Source organism: Micromonospora sp. DT62, from assembly GCF_049847285.1.
Taxonomy (GTDB): domain Bacteria; phylum Actinomycetota; class Actinomycetes; order Mycobacteriales; family Micromonosporaceae; genus Micromonospora; species Micromonospora reichwaldensis.
On sequence record NZ_JBNCOB010000002.1, the window covers coordinates 174,464 to 192,241 of the forward strand.

Here is a 17,778-nt window from a genome sequence, read left to right on the forward strand (position 1 = left end):
GGGGCGCCCGGCGAGCGGCGGTGACCACCGTTCCCGGGGGCGGTGGCACGCGCCCGGCCGACGGCGGGGAGCCCGCCCGCATCCGCTCCGGCCTCTCCCCCGGCCCCGCGCGCCCGGTCGACTCCCGGCTGACCCGGGAGGTGCTCGACGGGCTCACCGAGGCGGTCGTGACGACCGACCGGGCGGGGCTGGTGACCCTGGTCAACGCGATGGCGACCGCCCTCCTCCCCGAGGTCGTGCCCGGCATGGACCTGCGCACCTGTCCGATACCGGCCATGGCCCGGTCGGCGGCGGCGGGGGCGGACAGCTTCGACGCCGAACACGGCGGTCGCCGGCTGCGGGGCGTACGACGCGACCTGGCCGACGGGCGGCACGCCTGGTACGTGCGGGACGTCACCGAGGAACACGCGCGCACCGAGGCGCTGAGCGTCGAGCGGTCCCGGACGACGTTCCTCGCCCAGGCCGGCAGCCGCCTCGGGCTGTCCCTCCAGCGCGAGCAGACGCTGCGGACCGCCACGACCCTGCCCGTCCCCTACCTGGCCGACCTGGCCATGGTGGTGCACCTGCCGCCCTCGCCCGCGGAGGGCCAGCCGCACTGGATCCGGTACGACGGGGTCGAGCCCGCCCCGGCGACCGGGCTGGCGACCTGGTCGCTGACCGGCTCCCTGCCCGGCCTGGCCGAGGCGCTGGCCGGGCACGCGGCCGGCCCGGCCCCGTGGCCGGACGGGGAGACGGCCGGCCTGTCCACCGTGCTTCCGCCCGACTTCGGCCGGCCCGGCACCGTGCTGGTCAGCCCCATGCGGGGCGCCGGACGCACCACCGGCGCCCTGGTGCTGGTCCGTCGCGTCGGGCGGGCCGGCTTCGCCCGGCGTGACATCGAGCTGGCCCGGGAGTTCGCCGCCCGCGCGGGCGCGGCCCTCGGCGCCGCCGAACTCTACGGCGAACAGGTCCACCTGGCCCGGGTGTTGCAGAACAGCCTGCTCCCGCCCGACCTGCCGGCCGTGCCGGGCGCCACCCTCGCCGGCGGGTACCGGGCGGCCGGGGACCGGCTGCGCATCGGCGGCGACTTCTACGACGTCTTCCCCATCCCCCGCGGCGCGATCTTCGCCCTCGGGGACGTGGCCGGCAAGGGCGTCGGCGCGGCCGTCCTCACCGGCCGGGTCCGCCAGTCCCTGCGGACCCTGCGCCTGGTCGAGCAACGGCCGCTGGAGTTGATGCGGCTGCTCAACCAGGCGCTCTTCGACTCCCCGGACGCGGCCCGCCGCAGCCAGTTCACCACCCTGCTGCTCGGCACCCTGCACGCCGCGCCCGGCGGCGGGTGCACCGTCCGGATCGCCGGCGGCGGCCACCCGTCCCCGCTGCTGGTCCGGGCCGACGGTGGGGTCGCCCCGATCGCGGTCGGCGGGATGCCGGTGGGTGCGCTGGCCGCCGCCCGGTTCGCCGAGGCAGAGCTGTGCCTCGGCCCCGGCGAGCTGCTGCTCGCGTACACCGACGGGGTCGTGGAGGCGCGCGGCGGCCCCGGCGGCCAGGAGATGTTCGGCGAGGAACGGCTGCGCGCGGCGCTGGCCTCGGCCGCCGGGCTGGCCCCGGCCGCGCTGGTCGACCGGCTCCTCGATGCCGTCGACGAGTGGCTCGACGGGCAGAGCCAGGACGACATCGCGATGCTGGCCGTCGCGGCGGCAGCGCCCTGACCGGCCGAACCGTCGCGGCCGGGACGCCCGCCGGCCGCGCCCGATCCTTCGGCGGACCCCGTCGACCCGGGAACCCGTGCCCACTCCGGCCGGATCAGGCCGTCCTGGCCACCCGCGGCCCGTTCCCCGGCCGTTCCTGTGCCGGTAGGCCGACCGGGCGCTCCCGCGGCACCGCCGGCCAGGGGCCGGCCGCCTCGACGGACTGCACGGAGGCGTTCCGGTGCCGCGCCGCCTCGTCGAACTCCCGCATGCCCCGCAGCAGGGCCTGCCGCCCCTCGGCGGTCATGTCGGCGAGGATCGCCGCGAGCTGCTGGCGCCGGTCGTCCCGCAGCTCGGCGAGGAGCCGGCGGGACTCCGGGGTGAGGTGCAGCGAGATCTCCCGCCGGTCGAACCGGCCGGGCTCCCGTTCCAGCATGCCCGCCGCGACCAGGCGGTCGCAGAGCCGGCTGGCGGAGGAGAGCAGCATGTCGAGCCCGGTGGCCAGGCGGCGGAGGTTGATCCCCTCGTGCTGCTCGACCAGCATGATCGCGCGCAACTGCGCGCCGGAGACCCGGCTGGTCGTCCGCTCCCGCGCGGCCTCCCAGACCGTCAGCAGGGCATCGGCCACCGCGTCGAGCTCGACCGCCATACTCGTCTCGGGTCCGGAGGGACCGTGCAGTTCCGCCATGGTGGGGCCGAGACTACTCCGAATCCCCAAGCCTGGGCCCGTGACGAAGGAGCGATGATGAGCGAACCGGTCAACCGGGCACGGCGCGCCCTCAACGAGGCGCCCGCCGACCTGCTGCTGGACCGGATCGCCGACGTCGTGGCCGCGGACTACGGGATCGCCCGCGTGGAACTGCTCCAGGTCGACTACCGGCTCGCGGCGCTGCTGCCGCTCGTCGGGGACGAGCCCGTCACCGCGCCGGGGCATCCCGCCTGGCGCTGCTTCGACCACCAGACCCCGATCGTCGCCGACGGCACCGGATACCTCCCGGTGTCCATGCGCGGGGAACGCCGCGGCGTGCTGGTGGTGACCCCCTCGCCGGCCCGGCCGGCCGCCCTCGACGAGTTGACGGAGATCGCCACCGCGCTCGCCCACGAGATCGCCGCGGTCACCGACGGCACGGACGTGTACCAGACCGCGCGGCGTAGCAGGCGGCTCACCCTCGCCGCCGAGATGCAGTGGGAGCTGCTTCCCGGCCGCAGCCGGACCCGCCCGTCGTTCAGCCTCGCCGGGCAGCTGGAACCGGCGTACGCGGTGCGCGGCGACAGCTTCGACTGGTCCGACGACGGCAGCCGGGTCTGGTTGGCGACCATCAACGGCACCGGTGAGGGGGTGGCCGCCGCCATGCTCACCTCGCTCACCACCCACGCGCTACGCAACGCCCGCCGGTCCGGGCTCACCCTCGCCGACCAGGCGGCCCTCGCCGACCAGGCGGTCTACGACCTGCACCGGGGGGACCAGCACCTCGCGGTGCTGCTGATGGAGCTGGACCTGCGCTCGGGGCACCTCACCGTGGTCGACGCCGGGTCGCCCCGCCTCGTGCTGCTGCGCGACGGGCAGGTCCGGGAGCTGCCGCTGGAAGCGCAGTTCCCGCTCGGCATGTTCGAGGCCACCGACTACCGGGAGCAGCACTTCGAGCTGTGCCGCGACGATCGGCTCTTCGTGGTCAGCGACGGCGTCATCGAGGCCACCGGGCAGGACGTCCGGTACGGCGAGACCGCGCTCGACCGGTTCCTGCGCCGGACCGGACCGATGGAGCCGCTGGACGCCGTCCGCTCGCTGATCGGCGACCTGCGCGCGTTCGTCGCCAGCGACCTGACCGACGACGCGGTGGTGGTGTGCCTGGACTGGACGGGCCCGCAGGACTGAGCGTCCGGGCCGCTCAGTACGCCCCGCGGCTGTTGACCACCGCGCCGAAGGTCTTCCAGAGGATCGTCAGATCGGCCGCGAGGGACCAGTTCTCCACGTAGTAGAGGTCGAGCCGAATGCCGTCCTCCCAGCTCAGGTCGGAGCGGCCGCTCACCTGCCAGAGCCCGGTCATGCCCGGCTTGACCAGCAGCCGGCGGGCCACGTCGCCGTCGTAGCGGGCCACCTCCGAGGGCAGCGGCGGGCGGGGACCGACCAGGCTCATGTGCCCGAGCAGGACGTTGACCAGCTGCGGCAGCTCGTCCAGCGACCACTTGCGCAGCAGCCGCCCGACGCGGGTCACCCGAGGATCGTCGCGCATCTTGAACATCAGGCCGTCGGTCTCGTTGCGGGCGGCCAGCGCGGCCAGCAGGGCGTCGGCGTTGACCACCATGGTGCGGAACTTGTAGACGCCGAACTCCCGCCCGCCCTGCCCGACCCGGGTCTGCCGGAACAGCACCGGCCCCCGGCTGTCGACCTTGATCGCCAGCGCGACGACGGCCAGCAGCGGCAGCAGCAGCGTCAGCGCGACCGACGAGACGGCCCGGTCGACGAAGCCCTTGACCAGCTTGCGGGCCCCGCGGAACTCGGGCGCCTCGACGTGGATCAGCGGCAGGCCGGCGACCGGCCGGGTGTGGATGCGCGGGCCGGCGACGTCGGTCAGCGCCGGGGCCACCACCAGGTCGATGCCGGTGCCCTCCAGCTGCCAGCCCAGCCGGCGCAGGCGGGTGGCGGTCAGCTCGCCGGAGGCGGTCACCGCGACGGTGTCCGCGCCGATGGCGGTGGCCGCCTCGGGGATGCCCCGGAACGAGCCGACCACCGGCACGTCGCCCAGCCGCTGCGCGACCGGGGCGAGCAGGGCGTCCGGGATGCAGGCCCCGACCACCTGGTAGCCCGCGTACGGCTCGCGCCGCAGGGTGTGCACCAGCTCCAGCACGTGCGCGGTGTCGCCGACCACCAGCACCTTGCGCGACCAGCCGGCGCCCTCGGAGCGCGCCCGGTGCAGCCGCTTGCGGGCGGCGAACCGGGCCACTTCCAGGCCGAGCATGCCGACGGCGAACGAGATGCCGAGGAAGCCCCGGGAGACGCCCACGTCGGCGATGTAGCCGGCGATCGCGATGCCGCCGGCGAGGCGCAGGCTGGCGGTGCCGACCCGCCGGTACTCGTCGGCGCCGTAGCCGAGGACGCGGTCGTCGTAGCAGCGCAGCACCCGCAGCGAGACCAGCCAGGCGAGGACCAGCCCGGGGGCGACCAGGACGTACGGGATCTTCGATCCGCCGGGGGCGTCGTCGCCGAACCGGGCGACGTACCCGACGAGCACGGCGATGGTCAGGACGGTGGTGTCCAGCACCACCAGGGAGCGGACGTAGGCACGCTCGCGGGTGCGGGCCGGCCCTGGCCGTGGTTCGTCCGATCTCGACGACGTGCTGGCGGGGGTCAACAGCGTCGCTGAGGTCACCGGCCCTCCCCACTTCGGTCGCCGACGGCCCGTACGCCGGGCCCGGTTCGCGGGCCGGCCGTAGGGGCACCAGGACATCGTGCCCCGACAACCCCGCTCGCCGATTGCTTCGGACGCATAACCGTCACTACTTTCCCCGAGCAACCCCTTGCGGGGAAAGGGCCCACGGCACCGGATCCCGTGCGGCGGGTCCGCCCCGCGCTGCGTTGCGGCTCAGGCCGGAGCCTTGCGCAGCGCGATCGCCTTGAGGAAGATGTCGCCGATCTTGGTCGGGTCCTCGGTGACGAAGGCGCCTCCGCCGGTGACGTCGGTGATCGACTTCAGCTCGGCCTTGCTCACGTCGCTGCCGATACCGATGATCACGACCTGCACCGGCCGCTCCGGGTCCTTGAGCTTGTTCAGCTCGGCCAGCAGCTTCTGCTGCGTGATGCCGTCGGAGTCCTCGTTCTTGCCGTCGGTGAACAGCACGATCGAGTTGACCCGGCCGGGCTCCCAGTTGTCCTGCACCTCTTGGTACGCCGCCAGCACGGTGTCGTAGAGGCCGGTGTCGCCGTCCGACGAGCGGATCGAGCCCAGGGACTGCTCCAGCTTGCCGCGCTGACGGGACAGCGGCCCGATGGTGAGCAGCTCCCGATGGTCGCGGGCGCCCACCAGCTGCGTGGAGAACGTCCAGAGACCGATCGACCAGGAGTCGTCGAAGAGGTTCAGCCCGCGCCGGGCCGCCTCGACGGTGACCTGCTGCCGGGTCGCGTTGCCGGCGTTGGCCACCTTCTCCTTCATCGACCCGGAGACGTCGATGACGGCGAGCATCCGGCCGGACTGGGTGGCGATCGACCAGCTGGAGACGGCGCGCTCCATGGCCTGCGGGTCGAGCCCGCCCGGAGCCGATCCGCCGCCGTTGGCCGGCGGGGCGGGTGCGCCGCCGGCCGGGCTGGGCGCGCCCTGCGGCGCGTCGAAGCCCGCGCCCCAGTTGCCGTCCGGCGCGCGCAGCGACCGGCTCGCCAACTGGTCACGGAAGTCGTCGGTGACGAGCACCTCGTAGAGCACCCTCGCCGCCGCCGCCTTGGCCGGCTCGATGCCGGGCAGCACCGCGTACGGGTAGTCCAGCGGCGCGGGCGCCGGCTCCAGGTAGAGCGCGGCCAGCGGCACCGGCGGCTTCTTGCTGTTGTACTGGATCACGTCCTCTTCCGAGAGCGCCGCCGCACCCAGGCTGCTCGCGATCGTCGTGGGATCCGAGGCGGTGGGGAAGCGGGCGAGCAGGTCCGGCCGCAGCGCCGAGCGGTCGGTGGCGAGCGCCCGCAGCGCGGCCACCTTCTCCTTCTCCGCGTCGGGGCCGCCGGAGGCGCTGGCGGCGGCCGTCAGCGAGAGCAGGCCGGACAGGCCGGCGGCGTCGCGGGTCGGCTCGACGATCCCGGTGCGCAACGGCTTGTCGCTCTGCACCTGTTGCAGGAGCTGGGTCCAGCTGAACTTCTTCTGCGGCCAGCCGAGCCGCGTGGCGATCGGCACCGGCATCGCCACGACCACCGGGCTGCGGGCGATGGACGCCCCGTTGCCCGGCTCGAAGGCGGTGGCGCCACCGGTCTTGAGCCGCAGCAGCCACGTGGAGGAGTCGGGCACCCAGACGTCCGGGCTGACCGAGGTGCCGCTGGCCTGCCCCACGCCGGCCAGGGTGACGCCGTGCTTGGCGGCGACCGTCGCGGCCACGTCGACCGGATCGGCCGCCGTGACGTTCACCGCGATACAGGTGCCGCCCACCGCGGCACCGTCCCTCACCCACCGCGCGGCGGCGGCGTCGACCGCGGGGGCGAGCTCGGCCGCGACGGCGACGGACAGCTCGGTCCGGCCGGAGCAGTTCGGTTGCGCCAGCTGCTGGTAGCCGAACCAGCCGCCGGCCGTGACGGCGAGGACGCCCACGGCAGCGGCGGCGGTGGCTGCGTGGAGATTCGTACGCATGCGATGGCGGCCTGCTGACACGGTGACCATCTTGCGGACCTGTCGGGACGACTGCCACGGGCCGTTCGGACGAAAGTTACGCAGGAGAAATAGTTGATCACCAAATTGTCACGGTGGGTGACGACGTCGCCCCGTCGTGTCGATGTCGCGGAGATGTTGGCTGGTCAGGGCAGCACGCAGGTGGGGGACGTCACAGCCACCGGCTCCCCGACCGGAGCCGGGACGCCGGTGCCCGCGTCCACCCGGAAGACCCGGATCATGTCGGCCCGCTCGTCGGCGACGTAGAGGTGCTCCCCGGCCAGGGCGAAGTGCCGCGGCCACTCCCCGCCCGTGTCCACCTCGGCGACCAGCTCCGGCAGCTCGCCGGCGACGGCGAAGACCGCGACGGTGCCCACTCCCCGGTTGGCGACGTAGAGGAAGCGTCCGTCCGGGCCGACCGCGATCTCCGACGGCTGGACGGGCCCGGTGCGGTCGCTGGCCTCGACGCGGCCCCGCTGGTGCAGCGCGCCGTCGCCGGTCAGCTCGTAGGCGGTGACCGAACCGTCCAGCTCCCCCGCCACCCAGCAGCGCCGCCCGTCCGGATGCCGGGCCAGGTGCCGGGGACCGACGCCGGCGGCCGTGCGCACCCGGGGTGCCCGGGGTACCAGCCGGCCGGAGGCCGCGTCCAGGTCGTAGCGGTAGATCGAGTCGGTGCCCAGGTCGACCGCGAGCAGCGGGCCCCGGCCCGGGTCGGGGTTCACCATGTGGGCGTGCGCGCGTTCCTGGCGCTCCCGGTCCGGCCCGTGCCCCTCGTGCTGCACCAGGTCGCTGCGCTCGCCGGGCACCCCGTCGGGGTCGAGCGGGAACACGGTCACGCTGCCGCCGCCGTAGTTGGCCACCACGAGGTGGCCGCCGTCCGGGACGACCGCCAGGTGGCAGGGCTCCGCGCCCCCGGTGGGTCGGGTGCCGAGCGGGGTCAGCTCGCCGCCGGCGCCGACGCGGAAGGCGCTGACCTGACCGTCGGGCAGCTCGTTCACCGCGTACAGCACGGGCAGCCGCGGGTGCCGAGCCAGGAAGGAGGGCGAGGGGGTGACCGCGACGGTGCCGAGCGGGGTCAGCTCACCGGAGCCGGGGTCCCGCCGCGCCGCGACGATGCCCGCGGCCCGGCCCCCGCTGTGCGCCGTGTAGCCGCCGATGTGGACGATCTCGCCCTGACCTGTCACCGCGTCCGCCTTCCGCCGAATTCCTCCGTCGATCCCACCAGCGTTCCCACTGGGCCGCCCGCTTAGCCCCGAAACCCCCGCCGAATCGTGGCGGCCCGCCGGCAGACGCCCGCCGGGCCGCCGGCTCAGGCCGCCGGCACGGGCTCGCCGCGCTGCCGGGCCACGTGCTCGACCAGCGCGATCAGCACCTCCTTGCCGGACTGCCGGTCCCGCGCGTCGCAGAGCACCAGCGGCACGTCGGGGTCGAGGTCCAGCGCCTGGCGTACGGACTCCAGGCTGAACCGGCGGGCGTCGTCGAAGCAGTTCACCCCCACCACGAACGGGACGCCCCGCTGCTCGAAGTAGTCGATCGACGGGAAGCAGTCGGCCAGCCGGCGGGTGTCGGCGAGCACCACGGCCCCGAGCGCGCCGAACGCCAGCTCGTCCCAGAGGAACCAGAACCGGTCCTGGCCGGGGGTGCCGAAGAGATAGACCTGGAGGTCGTCGTTGATCGTGATCCGGCCGAAGTCCATCGCCACCGTGGTGGTCGACTTCGCCTCGACGCCGGAGAGGTCGTCGGTGCCGATGCCAGCACCGGTCAGCACCTCCTCGGTCTGCAACGGCCGGACCTCGCTGAGCGCGCTCACCAGCGTCGTCTTGCCGGCGCCGAACCCCCCGGCGATCAGGATCTTCAACGCGAGCGGGATCCGGGAGTCGGATCCGGTCCGGTCATAGCGCACGGAGTCCACTGACCACCGCCTTGAGGATGTCGTCGTCGGGCAGGTATGCGGCGGCCGTCGGCTGGTGCACCGCGACCAGCCCGCGCGACAGCAGGTCGCCGAGGAGCACGCGGACCACGCCCACCGCGAGGTCGAGGTCGACCGCGAGCTCCGCGACGGGGACCGGTCGGGCGGCCAGCTCCACCAGGCGCCGGTGCTCGGGGTGCAGCTCCGGGTGGACGGTCGGGTCGGCGGCCGCCTCGGCCAGCACGTACGCGACCAGGTCGAAGCCGACCGCGCCCGAGCGGACCCGGCCGCCGGTGAGGGTGTAGGGCCGCACGACGGGGCCGGCGTCGTCGTCCAGCCACTCGTGCTGCGGCCCGGGCGAATCAGCCCGCATCGGCGGTCCCCGCCGTCGTCCGGGCGGGGGCGCTGAGATACTCGCCGACCCGGGTGACGAGCATCGCCATCTCGTACGCCACGAGGCCGATGTCCGCGTCCGCGTCGGCGACCACGGCCAGGCAGGCGCCCTGCCCGGCCGCGGTGACGAAGAGGTACGCGGACTCCATCTCCACCACCGTCTGCCGGACCGCCCCGCCGGCCACCTGCCGGCTCGCGCCCCGGGCCAGGCTGGAGAAGCCGGACGCCAGCGCGGACAGGTGCTCGGCGTCGGCACGGTCCATCCCGGCGGAGGAGCCGATCAGCAGCCCGTCCGCCGAGAGCACCACCGCCTGTCGGGCGGGCGGCACCCGTTCCACCAGCTCGTCGAGCAACCAGTCGAGATCGGCGCTCTGCCTTGTCGGATGCATCAGGCGTCCCTCTCAGTCGCGGTCCTGGGTTCGGTGTCCACCGGCTGCTCGGCCGGCGTCGGGCTCGGGTCTGCACGCGGCGGGCCCGGCTGGTCGGCGGCGGGCGCGGCCTGTCGCGGAGTCGCCCCGGTGGCCGCCGAGCGGCCACGGGCGGTGCCGGCCTGCAGGGCGGACATGATCCGCCGCGCCTCCTCCGGGCTGCGCGGGGCGGGGGCGGCGATCATCGGTTGCCGCAGCGTCGGACCGTCCAGCGCGGACCGCCGCCCCGAGGCGTCCCCACCGGACGAGTGCTCCCCGGTCGTGTCCGGGCCCGGGTGCCGGGGCCGGACCGCCGGAGGCCGCCGGCGTACCCGACGGGGCAGCCCGTCGACCTCCCCGACGGCCTCGACCGGGGCGGGGCCGCCGGCAGCCGCCCCACCCGGGGCCGAACCGGGGGCCGCGCCGTCCGGGGCCGGACCACCGGAGACCGCGCCGTCCGGGGCCGGACCACCGAAGGTCGCCCCGTCCGGGGCCGGACCAGCGGGGGCCGCGCCGTCCCGCAGGCCCGCGGACGGTACGCCGGCCGGGGCCGGCCGCGCGGGGCCCGTGCCGGCGTGCGCGGCGCGGGAGGAGGCCGGAGCCCCGGTGGAGCGTGCCGTGGCGGGCCCGGTGGAACGGGCCCGGCGGGGCAGCGTGCCCAGCCGGCTCGCCCGGGCGAGCCGCCGCTCCTCCGACGTCGAGGCGGGTCGGGGCGCCACCGGCGGACCGCCGGTCGGGGGCAGGGAGGGCTCGTCGGTGACCAGGTCGGCGGGGATGAGCACCACGGCGGTCAGCCCACCGCCGTCGGACGGGCGCAGCCGCACCCGGACCCCGTGCCGGGCGGCCAGGCGGGCCACCACGAAGTGTCCGAGGCGGGCGGTCTCGGACGGCTCGAAGTCGGGCGAGCGGGCCAGCCGCCGGTTCGTGTCCTCCAGCGCGGCGGCGGACATGCCCAGGCCCTTGTCGGTGACCTCCACCGCGTAGCCGTTCGCCACGTGCTGCCCGGAGACCTCCACCCGGGTCTTCGGCGGCGAGAACGCGGTGGCGTTCTCGATCAGCTCGGCGAGCAGGTGGATCACGTCGCCGACGGCCCGGCCCAGCACGCCGGCGGGTGCCACGGTGGTGATGTCGACCCGGTCGTACGACTCGACCTCGGAGATCGCGCCCCGGACCAGGTCGACCGTCGCGACCGGGTTGCGCCAGCCCCGCCCGGGGGCCGCGCCGGCCAGGATGACCAGGTCCTCGGCGTGCCGCCGCAGCCGGGTGGCGAGGTGGTCGACGCGGAACAGCTCCGCCAGCTCGTCCGGGTCCTCGGTGTGCCGCTCCATCCGGTCGAGCAGCGCGAGCTGCCGGTGCACCAGCCCCTGGCTGCGCCGGGCGATGTTGAGGAACACCTCGTTGAGCCCCCGGCGCAGGGTCACCTCGTCGACGGCCGACTGCACGGCGGTGCGCTGCACCGCGGTGAACGCCCGCGCCACCTGGCCGATCTCGTCGCCGCCGTACTCCAGCGGGGGCGCCTCCCGGGCGACGTCGACCTGCTCGCCCCGGCGCAGCCGGGCCACCACCTCGGGCAGCCGGCGCTCGGCCGTCTCCAGCGCGGCCGTGCGTACGCCGGAGAGCCGGTCCGCGAGGTGGCGGCCGACCCGCAGCGACACGAGGACCGAGACCACGACGGCGGCCAGGCCCAGCAGCCCGGCGGCGCCGAGGCGGACCAGGATGCGCACGGCCGACGGCACCGACCGGTCGGCGAGCCCGTCGGCCTGCGCCAGCTCGAACTCCCGCAGCGCCTGCTGCACCGCCTGGTAGTTCTCCTGCCAGGCCCCCGGGTCCACGGTCGGCCGGGTGGCGGAGCCCGCGCCCACCAGCTCGTCCTGCATGGTCCGCAACCGGCCGAAGGCCGGCCCCTCGGTCAGCCGCTGGAACGCGGCGCGCTCGGCGTCCGGCAGGTCGGCGACCGCCGTCTCGGCGAGGAACCGCTGGTTGCTGACGGTCTGCACCAGCTGGAGGTGCTCGCCGTCGGCGAACCGGCCGGCGGTGAACGCCCCGGCGAGCAGGGCGTCGGTCTGCCCGAGCAGCTCCCGGGACCGGCCGAGCCCGGTGACGGCCAGGGCCTGCCGGTTGAGGTCCCGGTCGGGCAGGTTGGCCATCGCGGAGAACGCCTGGAAGGCCGAATTGATCATTCCGCTGTAGAGCCCGACCGCGCCGGCCCGGTCCACCGCCCGCCGGTCGATGAACCCCCGCCCGGCGGGCAGCGCGTCCAGCGCGGTGACCAGCTGGTCGAGCCGGGCGTCGAGGATGTCGTCGGCGGCGTCGCGCAGCTCCTCCCCGCCGACCCGCCGGCGCAGCTCCGCGATCGCCCGGTCGGTCCGCTGCCGCTGCTCGGCGAGCCCCGGCGCGTCGCTGTCGCCCGCCAACTGCACCACCGAGAGCCGGCGTTCCCGTTGCAGCTCGGCCACCACCGTCTCGCCGGGACGGCCGAGGTCGTAGAGGAGCGTCCGGGCGGCGAGGAGATCGAGGGCGGGCCCGAAGGTGAGCGTGGTCGCGAAGATCCACAGTGCCAGCAACGCGGTCACCGGCACGACGACCAATGCGGTCAGCTTCGAGCGGATCGGCCAGTCGCGGGTGTTCAATCAGACCTCGCCCGGAAGTGTGGCTGCGGGGGCGCCGGCGCCGGCCGGGCAGCGTCGCGGTCGGACTGTTCCGGCCCGCGGTGCCGGGCAGGTCCGGCTGACGCCTTGGGCAGGATACGTAATCCTCGCCCGATGCACTACCGTCCGTCGCGCCGGGCCTACCGGACGAACGTCCATGATCGACGAACGCCCCGCCGGGGGCCGGCGGGGCGTTCGTGGGCGGTACGGATCAGGCGTCGACGGAGATGCCGAGGCCCTCGGCGACCCGGCGGCCGTAGTCGGCGTCGCACTGGCTGAAGTGCCAGACCATCTCCTCCTGGATGTGCTTGTCGCACTGGGCCAGCAGGGTGGTGAGGTTGAGGATCAGGTCGTCCCGCTCCCAGTCGGCCATCTCGCGGTAGCGCCGGCCCGCCTGGGCGTAGTTGTTCTGCCGCTCGATCGGGGCCTTCATGACCTGGCCCGAGACGAACGGACGGTACTCCCGGTAGGACTCGTCGGCCTCCCGGAGACCGGCGACCGAGGACGGCTCGAAGTTGATGTGCGGGTTCGCACCGCGGTCGTCCACCCCGTACGACATCTGGCCGCCGGTCTGGTTGGTGCCGACCCGCACGTCCTCGCGCGGCCGGTTGACCGGCAGCTGGAGGTAGTTCGGGCCCACCCGGTAACGCTGGGTGTCCGAGTAGGAGAACGTCCGGCCGATCAGCATCTTGTCGTCGGAGAAGTCGATGCCGTCGACCAGTACGCCGGTGCCGAAGGCGATCTGCTCGTTCTCGTTGTGGTGGTCGGTGATGTTGCGGTTGAGCGTCATCATGCCGACCGGCAGGTAGGGGAAGTCCTCCTCCGGCCAGATCTTGGTGTCGTCGAGCGGGTCGAAGTCCAGCTCCGGGTGCTCGTCGTCGCTCATCACCTGGACGTTGAGCTCCCACTTCGGGTGGTCGCCGCGCTCGATCGCCTCGTAGAGGTCCTTCGAGGCGTGGCCCAGCTCGGTGGCCTGGATGGCGTCCGCCTCGGCCTGGGTGAGGTTGTGCTCACCCTGCTGGGACATCCAGTGGAACTTGACCAGCACGCCCTCGCCCTCGGCGTTGACGAGGCGGTAGGTGTTCACCCCGGAGCCGCGCATCGTCCGGTAGTTCTTCGGGATGCCGTACGGGGAGAAGAGCCACGTCAGCATGTGCATCGACTCGGGCGTGTTCGACATGAAGTCGAAGATCCGGTTCGGCTCCTGACGGAAGGTGACCGGGTCCGGCTTCAGCGCGTGGATCACGTCCGGGAACTTGATCGCGTCCCGGATGAAGAAGACCTGGAGGTTGTTGCCCACCATGTCCCAGTTGCCGTCCTCGGTGCGGAACTTCACGGCGAAGCCGCGCGGGTCGCGCGCCGCCTCGGAGGAGTCCCGGCCGCCGATGACGGTGGAGAAGCGGATGGTGACCGGGGTCTTCCTGCCCCTGGTCTGGAACAGCTTGGCCCGGGTGTACGTCGACGCCGGCTGGTCGCCGATCGTCCCGTACGCCTCGAACTCGCCGTGCGCGACGAAGCCGCGGGCGTGCACCACCCGCTCCGGGATGCGCTCCCGGTCGAAGTGGCTGATCTTCTCCAGGAAGTGGTAGTTCTCCAGCGTCGCCGGGCCGCGCGAACCGACCGTCCGCTGCTGCTGGTTGTTGTGCACGGGGTGACCCTGACGGGTGGTGAGGATCGGCCTGCTGGCCTGCGGGTCGCTCATGGCTCTCCTCCTGATCGGTGTGGCGGCTGGCGTCGGTCGTGCTGGGTACGGCATCCGGGGCACCGGCCCCAGTAGGTGACCTCGGTGGACTCCACCGCGAAGGCGGCGGCCCCGGGGTCGAGGCAGGGCCCGGGGGCCCGGCCACGTCGGGCCGGGGCGAACCGGCGCAGCAGGCCCGCGCGAGTGAGCGCATCACCCCACCCAAGCGCGTTTTCTGGAACGAGTCAAGTTTTGGCAGCCGATCACGCTGTGTGACTCGTCATGCCGTGGCGGGGAATCAGCGGGGGTCGGATCCGTCGGGAGCCGGGTCGGGTTCGTCAGGAAAGTGCCCCGGAACGGGATTGGCGGGCAGTGAGCGGAGGGAATACCACCTGACGAAGGAGGAGCCATGTCGCCCACGCAGATAGTCGTCATCGTTCTCGTCGTGCTGGTGATCGCGGCCGTAGCCGTGGCCGCCCGGTCGTACGCCCGCCGCCGCGCGCTGCGGTCGCGGTTCGGTCCCGAGTACGACCGTGCCGTTGCCGAGCAGGACAGCCGGACCGCCGCCGAGCGGGAACTGCGGGAGCGGGAGCGCCGCCACGCGGAGCTCACGCTGACCCCCCTCGCCCCCGAGTCCCAGGCCCGGTACTCCGCCGCGTGGGAGGAGCTCCAGGTCCGCTTCGTCGACTCCCCCGCCGAGACCGTGGGCGAGGCGGACGAACTGGTCACCCGGCTCATCGCGGAACGCGGCTACCCCACCGGCGAGTTCTCCGACCAGATCGCCCACCTCTCCGTCGAGCACGCCCGCACGCTGGGCCACTACCGCGACGCCCACGACATCCACCTGCGCAACTCCCGGGGCGAGGCGAGCACCGAGGAACTCCGCCAGGCCGTCGTCCACTACCGCGCCCTCTTCGCAGACCTGCTCGGCGAGGAGCCGGTCGGAGCCCGACCGTCCGAGCAGCACGACCCGGACAGCCAGCACGACCCGGACAGCCAGCACGACGTCACGAGCCGCTAGGAGGATGACCATGCGCCAGGAAGAGCAGCGGGTGGGCAACGAGCACCCCGAGGCCGTCCGCTCCGAGCCGGTGCCGGTGCCGCCTCCGGGCGACCGGGCCGGCCGGGCCGACGTACCCGAGGACGTCCTCGACGACCGGGGCACCTTCGACGATCCGGCGGTCGCCGACCGCGACCGGGCCGACCGGGCCGACCGCGACGACCGCGACGACCGCGACGACGAGCCGTCGCGCGGCCGGGACGCCGGCCGGGCCCGGCCGGACGACCGGGACGCCGACCGCGACCGGGGCGGGTTCCACGAGCCGGGGCCGGTGCCGACCGCATTCGGGGCCACCAGCGTCGGCGGCGCGGTCGCCGCGTCCGCCCTGGCCAGCCCCCTGCCGGAGGACGAGCCCGACCCGCGTACGGAGTCGACCGCGCGGCCGGGCGACGGTGCCGTGGGCGGCCCCCGGGAGGGCCGCCGGGCGGACCCGACCGCCGAGTTCCACCGTTCCGTCGGGCTCGGCGACGACCGTTCCGACGACCGGCAGGCCCGCCCGGACGGCGCCGAGGTGCTGCCGCCGGACGCCGCCGACGGCCGTCCCGAGCGCCGGGCCGACGTCACGGGGTGGGCCGGCGACCCCGAGGGCGGCGCGGCCGGGGCGGCCGGGTACGGCAGCGCCACGCCCGCGATGGTCGACCCGGACGCCGAGCACGCGCCGGCCGGGCGCGCGGCCACCGGGGAACTGGGGGCCGCCGGCACCGACCGGCCGGCGGGCTCGACCGTGGCCGCCGAACCGGCCAGCCTCTTCGACCCGGCGACGGCGCAGGGCTTCCGGGACCGCTGGCGCAACGTCCAGCTGCGCTTCGTGGACGATCCCCGCGCGGCGGCCGGTGAGGCCCAGTCGCTGGTCGACGAGGCCATCCAGGCGCTCTCCTCGGCGCTGTCCGCGCAGAAGAACAAGCTGGGCGGCTGGCAGGACGCCGGCTCCGCCGACACCGAACAGCTCCGGATGGCCGTCCGCCACTACCGCGACTTCCTGGACCGGGTGCTCGGGCGCTGACCCGGTTCCCCACAGGCGCCCCCGGCCGACCGGCCGGGGGCGCCTCCGCGTGCGGACTCCGCTCGCGGTGGCGTGGAAGACGCCCTCCCGACCCGTCCGGTGAGGGCCGTCCCGTCCGTGCCTTTCGGGGTCGGGACACGGGGTGCGGGCGGGTTTGGCCGTCGCAGGCGTGAAACTGCGTGTTCGGGGTAATCGGCCGCGCGCACACTCATCGGGCACGGACGGTCGACGAAGGGTTACCGGGATGGACGGCGATGGCCTGCGGCTGAACATGAACGTCCTGGACTACGGCATCCTGGCGCTCTACTTCGTCACGGTGCTCGGTGTCGGTTTCGCCGCCCGGCGGGCCATCCGGACCAGCGTCGACTTCTTCCTCTCCGGCCGCTCGCTGCCCGCCTGGGTGACCGGCCTGGCCTTCGTCTCGGCCAACCTCGGGGCGTTGGAGATCATCGGCATGGCCGCCAACGGCGCCCAGTACGGCGCCATGACGTTGCACTACTACTGGATCGGCGCCGTGCCGGCGATGGTCTTCCTCGGCATCGTGATGATGCCGTTCTACTACGGCTCCAAGGTCCGCAGCGTGCCCGAGTACCTGCGGCTGCGCTTCAACCGCCCCACCCACCTGCTGAACGCGCTCAGCTTCGCGGTCGCCCAGGTGCTCATCGCCGGCGTGAACCTCTACGCCCTGGCACTGATCATGCAGGCGCTGCTCGGCTGGCCGCTCTGGGTCGCCATCGTGATCGGCGCGCTGATCGTGCTGGCGTACATCACCGTGGGCGGGCTCTCCGGGGCGATCTACAACGAGGTGCTCCAGTTCTTCGTGATCATCGCGGGCCTGCTGCCGATCACGATCCTGGGACTGGTCAAGGTGGGCGGGGTGTCCGGCCTAATGGACGCGGTACGCGAGTCCAAGCTGGGCGAGGCGGGGCTGCACACCTGGCAGGACACCGGCGGCACCGACAACCCGCTCGGCGCGCACTGGATCGGCATCGTCTTCGGGCTCGGCTTCGTGCTCTCCTTCGGCTACTGGACGACCAACTTCGCCGAGGTGCAGCGCGCGCTGTCGGCCAAGAACATGAGCGCCGCCCGGCGGACGCCGATCATCTGGCAGTGGCGCAATCCGGTCGAACCGCCGGAGACCTCCGACGAGGAGCGCTGAGCCGCCCCGCCGGCACCCGGCATGGGCACCGCCCCGCCGGGTACGCGAGCAGGATGAGGAGACCACCTGGCGGCAGGAGGGCAGCGACATGACGGATCGTGACCGTGACCGACCGCTGGAGGAGAGCCCTGAGGTGGCCGCGGCGGTCGAGGACGACACCGGCATCCCGCAGCTGAGGACCGGCGGCGGCGCCGACCGCGACACTCCGTCGTTCACCGGGGACCGGTCAGGCGGCGACGAGCTGATCGGCGACCCGTACGCCGCCGGCACCGGCGCGACCGGCACCGGCACGGGCGCGGCCCCGGACGACATCCGTACCGGGGCGGAGCAGCCCTGGGAACCGGAGGACCTGGTCGCGGCCCGGGGGCAGGACATCACGCCGGAGAACGTCGAACGGGCCCGCCGGGACCTGGCCGAGCTGGGCCGCGCGGCGATCGAGAAGACGGTGCCCTGACCGGCGTACGCGAGGGGGCCCCCGGCCCGACCGTCGGACGGTCGGGCCGGGG

The 17,778-nt window shown here is 74.3% G+C and carries 14 protein-coding genes and 1 pseudogene; 6 read left to right on the forward strand and 9 right to left on the reverse strand.

The window, feature by feature from the left end:
* Nucleotides 1-20 precede the first annotated feature (20 nt).
* Complete coding sequence (locus tag ACPXCB_RS04370; RefSeq protein WP_425872411.1) at nucleotides 21-1,691, forward strand: PP2C family protein-serine/threonine phosphatase; 1,671 nt, start codon at nucleotides 21-23, stop codon at nucleotides 1,689-1,691.
* Between the two features lie 94 nt (nucleotides 1,692-1,785).
* Here the strand turns inward: ACPXCB_RS04370 and ACPXCB_RS04375 are convergent, their stop codons facing one another.
* The gene (locus ACPXCB_RS04375; protein WP_425872413.1) at nucleotides 1,786-2,319 is read right to left on the reverse strand and encodes a MarR family winged helix-turn-helix transcriptional regulator; all 534 of its coding nucleotides are present in this window, start codon (nucleotides 2,317-2,319) and stop codon (nucleotides 1,786-1,788) included.
* Nucleotides 2,320-2,415: 96 nt separating this feature from the next.
* Here ACPXCB_RS04375 and ACPXCB_RS04380 point away from each other — a divergent pair, with 96 nt between their 5' ends.
* Nucleotides 2,416-3,546: a PP2C family protein-serine/threonine phosphatase gene (locus tag ACPXCB_RS04380; protein WP_425872415.1), complete on the forward strand. Its 1,131-nt coding sequence runs from the start codon at nucleotides 2,416-2,418 to the stop codon at nucleotides 3,544-3,546.
* A 13-nt stretch (nucleotides 3,547-3,559) separates the two neighbouring features.
* Here ACPXCB_RS04380 and ACPXCB_RS04385 read toward each other — a convergent pair whose 3' ends face one another.
* The 8 genes from ACPXCB_RS04385 to ACPXCB_RS04420 all read right to left on the reverse strand — a co-directional run bounded on the left by ACPXCB_RS04385 (nucleotide 3,560) and on the right by ACPXCB_RS04420 (nucleotide 14,071).
* Complete coding sequence (locus tag ACPXCB_RS04385; RefSeq protein ID WP_425872417.1) at nucleotides 3,560-5,041, reverse strand: sugar transferase; 1,482 nt, start codon at nucleotides 5,039-5,041, stop codon at nucleotides 3,560-3,562.
* Between the two features lie 213 nt (nucleotides 5,042-5,254).
* Nucleotides 5,255-7,015, reverse strand: coding sequence for a VWA domain-containing protein (locus ACPXCB_RS04390; RefSeq protein WP_425872419.1), 1,761 nt, complete (start codon nucleotides 7,013-7,015; stop codon nucleotides 5,255-5,257).
* A 143-nt stretch (nucleotides 7,016-7,158) separates the two neighbouring features.
* Nucleotides 7,159-8,196 carry a lactonase family protein gene (locus tag ACPXCB_RS04395; RefSeq protein WP_425872421.1) on the reverse strand — a complete coding sequence of 346 codons (1,038 nt, stop codon included), beginning with the start codon at nucleotides 8,194-8,196 and terminating at the stop codon, nucleotides 7,159-7,161.
* A gap of 125 nt (nucleotides 8,197-8,321) precedes the next feature.
* Nucleotides 8,322-8,924, reverse strand: a complete 603-nt coding sequence (locus ACPXCB_RS04400; RefSeq protein ID WP_425872423.1) for a GTP-binding protein — start codon at nucleotides 8,922-8,924, stop codon at nucleotides 8,322-8,324.
* On the reverse strand, nucleotides 8,905-9,294 hold the full coding sequence (locus ACPXCB_RS04405; protein WP_151453306.1) for a DUF742 domain-containing protein: 390 nt from the start codon (nucleotides 9,292-9,294) through the stop codon (nucleotides 8,905-8,907). The genes ACPXCB_RS04400 and ACPXCB_RS04405 overlap by 20 nt, the downstream gene beginning before the upstream one ends.
* Complete coding sequence (locus tag ACPXCB_RS04410; protein WP_425872425.1) at nucleotides 9,284-9,703, reverse strand: roadblock/LC7 domain-containing protein; 420 nt, start codon at nucleotides 9,701-9,703, stop codon at nucleotides 9,284-9,286. The genes ACPXCB_RS04405 and ACPXCB_RS04410 overlap by 11 nt, the downstream gene beginning before the upstream one ends.
* A complete protein-coding gene (locus ACPXCB_RS04415) occupies nucleotides 9,703-12,351 on the reverse strand; it encodes a nitrate- and nitrite sensing domain-containing protein (protein WP_425872427.1) in 2,649 nt (882 codons plus the stop codon). Before ACPXCB_RS04415 ends, ACPXCB_RS04410 begins: the two co-directional genes overlap by 1 nt.
* Before the next feature lie 229 nt (nucleotides 12,352-12,580).
* The gene (locus ACPXCB_RS04420) at nucleotides 12,581-14,071 is read right to left on the reverse strand and encodes a catalase (RefSeq protein ID WP_425872429.1); all 1,491 of its coding nucleotides are present in this window, start codon (nucleotides 14,069-14,071) and stop codon (nucleotides 12,581-12,583) included.
* Nucleotides 14,072-14,459: 388 nt separating this feature from the next.
* On the opposite strand from ACPXCB_RS04420, the gene ACPXCB_RS04425 reads away from it, so the two are divergent.
* The 4 genes and pseudogenes from ACPXCB_RS04425 to ACPXCB_RS04440 all read left to right on the forward strand — a co-directional run bounded on the left by ACPXCB_RS04425 (nucleotide 14,460) and on the right by ACPXCB_RS04440 (nucleotide 17,726).
* Nucleotides 14,460-15,071: a hypothetical protein gene (locus ACPXCB_RS04425; RefSeq protein ID WP_425872431.1), complete on the forward strand. Its 612-nt coding sequence runs from the start codon at nucleotides 14,460-14,462 to the stop codon at nucleotides 15,069-15,071.
* Nucleotides 15,072-15,081: 10 nt separating this feature from the next.
* Nucleotides 15,082-16,113, forward strand: coding sequence for a hypothetical protein (locus tag ACPXCB_RS04430; RefSeq protein ID WP_425872432.1), 1,032 nt, complete (start codon nucleotides 15,082-15,084; stop codon nucleotides 16,111-16,113).
* Nucleotides 16,114-16,357: 244 nt separating this feature from the next.
* Nucleotides 16,358-17,218, forward strand: a pseudogene (locus tag ACPXCB_RS04435) (sodium:solute symporter family transporter); the annotation flags it as partial.
* 142 nt (nucleotides 17,219-17,360) lie between these two features.
* The gene (locus ACPXCB_RS04440) at nucleotides 17,361-17,726 is read left to right on the forward strand and encodes a hypothetical protein (RefSeq protein WP_327029414.1); all 366 of its coding nucleotides are present in this window, start codon (nucleotides 17,361-17,363) and stop codon (nucleotides 17,724-17,726) included.
* Nucleotides 17,727-17,778 lie beyond the last annotated feature (52 nt).